The 4,688-nt window shown below is 42.9% G+C and carries 3 protein-coding genes and 2 tRNA genes; 1 reads left to right on the top strand and 4 read right to left on the bottom strand.

Annotated elements, in window-relative coordinates:
• On the bottom strand, window positions 1-408 hold a 408-nt coding region (locus tag CXF82_RS00590; protein ID WP_102043484.1), incomplete at its 3' end, for a methylated-DNA--[protein]-cysteine S-methyltransferase.
• On the bottom strand, window positions 405-1,934 hold the full coding sequence (locus tag CXF82_RS00585) for an AlkA N-terminal domain-containing protein (RefSeq protein ID WP_102043483.1): 1,530 nt from the start codon (window positions 1,932-1,934) through the stop codon (window positions 405-407). The genes CXF82_RS00590 and CXF82_RS00585, both read right to left, overlap by 4 nt.
• A 178-nt stretch (window positions 1,935-2,112) precedes the next feature.
• Between CXF82_RS00585 and CXF82_RS00580 the strand changes: the two genes are divergently transcribed.
• Window positions 2,113-3,942, top strand: coding sequence for an ABC transporter ATP-binding protein (locus tag CXF82_RS00580; protein WP_102043482.1), 1,830 nt, complete (start codon window positions 2,113-2,115; stop codon window positions 3,940-3,942).
• Window positions 3,943-4,435: 493 nt separating this feature from the next.
• On the opposite strand, the gene CXF82_RS00575 is transcribed toward CXF82_RS00580, so the two are convergent.
• Both CXF82_RS00575 and CXF82_RS00570 read right to left on the bottom strand, forming a co-directional pair.
• Window positions 4,436-4,511 (bottom strand) — tRNA-Ala (locus CXF82_RS00575).
• Window positions 4,512-4,567: 56 nt separating this feature from the next.
• Window positions 4,568-4,643: transfer RNA gene (locus CXF82_RS00570), tRNA-Glu, on the bottom strand.
• Between the last annotated feature and the right edge of the window lie 45 nt (window positions 4,644-4,688).

Raw genomic sequence — 4,688 nt, 5'->3', positions numbered from 1 at the left:
GGGATTCGCGCCATTGGCTGTACCGACGGCTCTCACCGCTTTGGGTCGACCAATTTCGCTCGCTATATCGGCATAACTGCATGTTTCACCGAAACCCAGTTGACCAAGCGCTTGCCAAACTTGCTGTTGAAATTCAGTCCCCTTCGGCGCCAAGGCCACACTAAATTGTTGCCGCTGACCCGCAAAGTACTCGAGCAGTTCACTCTTTGCTTGGTTTAAGTGCATTGTGGCGAGCGCTAATGATTCAACGTCTGTTGTGACATCCAAGCTCAACTCTCTTGTCTGCCAATCGTCTGTTGATTGCGGAACAAAATTTAGATGAGAGATCCCTGATGCGTTGGCACAGAGTGAGATAATACCCGCGCTAGTATCAAAATTAATTTTTGCTAATGGTATTAACGGCTTCATGATAAATTCCACAACTGAAAGGTTAAATAACTTCCCCACGGGCTCACGGTACTGGCGATCTCTTTTGTCAGAGCGCTGTAATCTATTGCAGGTGCCGACTCCAGCACTTCGTTGTGTTGCTGATAAAGAGTTAACACGCGCTTTTTAACGACCAAATCTCCACACAATAATACGTCAGGGCTACTCGCCCCACGCATATGTGCATAAGCGACGGTCCACGGGCCAATGCCTTTAATTGATAGCCAATCATTGATATCTGCAGCGGGGTTTTGTGTTACAAACTCGCCTAATGCATTAAGTGCTAATTTCCTTGCACCAGGCATCTTTAACTCATCCAAGCTCGCGTTAGCTATCACCTCCGCTGTGGGAAATAAAATAACCTCTTTATCACTAATCATGCGCTTTTCACCGTAGGCAAGTACTAACTGATTCAACAACTTTGAGGCTTGAATGATACTAACCTGCTGTCCAAGAACTGCCCGACACCCAGCCTCGAAGGTTGACCAAGTGCCGGGTAACCTCAATCCTGGGATAATCTTTTGCTGCAATGGCGCGAGCAAGTGCAACACTTGCTCTATAGCTTGCATATTGGCATCAAGATCTAACACCCTTTTAATATTTGCGATGATAGCGCTAAGCTCTGAAAGACCTTGTTCATTATCTAATACAATATCGACGTTAAAACTATTACGGGCATTATTATGATTAGCGTCGAAGTAACCACTCACCCCATTCGTCGTAAAACTGCGACCATAATTATTGTCCCCCTCTAGCCACTCCATATTACTGACAGCCCTAACCTGATAAAAATCATGCTGTTGCTGCCATGCAAATGGTGGACGATAATACAGTTCGACACTCAATTTTATTGGTTCTACAGAAGGGACATCAACCTCATTAATTTTTGAGTGACTGTTTTTGGTTAGTTTGATATTTGCAGATATGACCTGTTTTCTAAAGGTTGAAGGCGTTAATTTCAATGTTTGTTTAAACACCTCGTTAAAGCGGCGGATACTGTTAAAACCCGCAGCAAGCCCAATTTGAGTAATACTTAACTCTGTTTGATGCAATAGCTGTTTAGCAAACATCAACTGTCTATACTGTGCATATTGTTTGATTGAAGTGCCAACCCCTTCAGTAAAGAGCTTACGCAGATAGCGACTACTTACCCCCAAACGTTCTGACAGTTGCTCAATACTGATGGCATCAGCTCCGGTAAGCACGCCCACATCAATTAGAGAGATAGCCCTCTCCAATGTAGTTGCTACACCTTTCCAAGCAAATGAACCAGGAGCACTATCGGGACGACAGCGTAAGCAAGGCCTAAGACCGACATTTGCCGCCTTTAAAGGGGAATCAAAATAACGGACATTTTCCTCTTTGGGACTCACCGCGGGGCAAATGCTGCGGCAATAAATACCGGTGGTAAGTACCCCTGTAAAAAATTGCCCATCAAATCGAGCATCTCGTGCCAGCCTAGCTTTTCGGCAAATTTCACTTGCGATCGTACAATCGTGATCAACCATTATGTTTCCGTTTTAAGCTAAGCATTAAATGAATATTACCCAATCAATGTCTTTACCACTAGCGGAAAACGGAACTGAATATAAATTTAGCTTTCTCCCCTTAACTAGACAATTCCTAGTATGCTACCTCCATAGAAGCAACACCTTGATAAACTATCAATAACAACTGAGACATTACATGTTTAAGAGATTTGAATCTTGGGTAAATGCGCTGCCCCCAGAAGAACCAGAACAACCCCCTAAAGGGATATATGCCTTTTGCCGTCATTACACCAAAGGATTTGAAGTTCCGTTAATCATTATGTCTATTTTAACGGCGCTACTGGCCATATTAGAGGTGTCTTTATTCGGTTTTATGGGCGATCTGGTCGACCTTTTAATCAACAATGATCCTGAAACGCTGCTTGAAAAAGAAGGTATGAAGCTACTGGGAATGACTGTTCTTGTCTTAGTCGTTATCCCCACATTGGTCTTATTGCACGCATTGATTGTTTATCAGGGGCTATTGGGCAACTACCCCATGTCTATTCGCTGGCTTGCTCACCGCTACTTGCTCAAACAAAGCGTGTCTTTTTATCAAAATGACTTTGCGGGGCGTATTGCCACCAAAGTGATGCAGACGTCCCTTGCCGTAAGAGAAACCGTCACTAAGTTGCTCGATGTGTTGGTGTATATTTTGGTGTATTTCACTTCTATGGTCGTGATGATAGCAAAAGCCGATTTGAGACTAATGCTACCCATGCTTGTCTGGCTGCTGGTCTACATTGCTTTACAAGTAAAATTCTTACCAAAACTTAAAAAAGTATCTACAGAACAAGCTGATGCTCGTTCAACCATGATGGGGCGTATTGTCGATAGTTATACCAACATTACCACGGTAAAATTATTCTCTCACACCCAGAAAGAAGCTGAATACGCAAAAGGCAGCATGAAGACATTCTTGCATACTGTTTATCGCCAAATGCGCCTTGTGACTTGGATAAATGTTAGCGTGCAGATCATTAACTACATGTTGGCGTTTAGTATTGCAGCGGTATCTATTTGGCTATGGAGTGATAGTGCTATTACTGTTGGCTCGATTGCGATTGCCATTAGCTTATCTTTACGCCTTAACGGTATGTCTCAATGGATAATGTGGGAAATAAGCTCTCTATTTGAAAACATAGGGACTGTTGCAGATGGTATGAATACGTTATCGAAGCCGACCGAGATAACCGATATTGATAATGCGCCAGATCTAACGGTTGATAAAGGTAGTATTGATTTTAACGACGTGAGTTTTCATTACGGTGAAAAAACGAGTGTTATAGACAACTTAGATCTGAATATCAAAGCTGGCGAAAAAGTGGGTTTAGTTGGCCGCTCCGGCGCCGGTAAGTCAACATTAGTTAACTTGTTAATGCGTTTTCATGATGTCGAAGCAGGTAAAATCCTCATTGATAAACAAGATATAACCCAAGTCACTCAAGATTCCCTACGCGCACATATTGGTATGGTCACCCAAGATACCTCCCTGCTCCACCGCTCCATTAGGGAGAATATTCTGTATGGTAACCCAGATGCTTCTGAAGACGAGTTAACCAGTGCCATCAAACATTCACAAGCATATGAGTTTATTCAAGGACTAAGCGATCCTGAAGGCAATACGGGGCTTGACGCACAAGTCGGTGAACGTGGTGTAAAACTATCTGGCGGTCAACGTCAGCGAGTTGCTATTGCACGCGTCCTACTAAAGAATGCGCCCATTTTATTACTTGATGAGGCAACTTCAGCGTTAGATTCTGAAGTAGAGGCTGCTATTCAAGAAAGTTTATACCAGCTAATGGAAGGTAAAACGGTTATTGCTATTGCACACCGCTTATCGACTATTGCTGCAATGGATAGATTAATCGTGATCGATGAAGGGAAAATTGTTGAACAAGGAACCCATCAAGAACTGATCCATTCTGATGGGATCTACGCTCAGCTATGGGCCCACCAAACGGGCGGCTTCTTAGGGATAGACTAGCTAACAAGCTTGTCATTAAGTAAGTAATTTATAGTTAAAGCTACCGTTAACGGTGGCTTTACTTTATACAAAAGCATCAATTCCCTGGCCATTATTAATGGCTAAAATGGGCTTGTACGCTGTAGTGTATTTTATAATGAGAATAACGAATTACTGTAATTTACGCCTTGTATAAGCTCCTTTCTTCATATGAATATTTAGACCACTTATGTAATGCGCTTGCTATTACTAGACACAAATCATCGCTATTTAAAGTTGTACGCTAGATCTATTTCTCCTGTGAGACAATGAAACTAAAGTAATAATCCCATTTTATATGCACTAAATATATGTCTGCATATGACATTGACCTCAATGCTGAGGATAGCAACGTGGACGCTAGAGTGTTGATAGGCTCCCATCATTGCAATAAGGCCGTATTCATTCCCAATTTATAGGCACAAAAAAACCACCTTGAGGTGGTTTCTTGTATTTACCAAATTAATGGTCAATATGGTGGAGCCTAGCGGGATCGAACCGCTGACCTCAACACTGCCAGTGTTGCGCTCTCCCAGCTGAGCTAAGGCCCCGTATGAAGCGAACTACCGACATACATCAGTAATTTTACTCTTTCGAGATAAAAAATTGGTATCCCCTAGGGGATTCGAACCCCTGTTACCGCCGTGAAAGGGCGGTGTCCTAGGCCTCTAGACGAAGGGGACCCGGACTGCATTAGACTCTGTAAAGAGTGAATACTCATCAAATCC

This window comes from Shewanella sp. GutDb-MelDb, from assembly GCF_002836075.1.
Taxonomy (GTDB): Bacteria; Pseudomonadota; Gammaproteobacteria; order Enterobacterales; family Shewanellaceae; genus Shewanella.
Note: the sequence above shows the minus strand (reverse complement) of the source record. Positions and strands in the feature narration are given on the sequence as shown.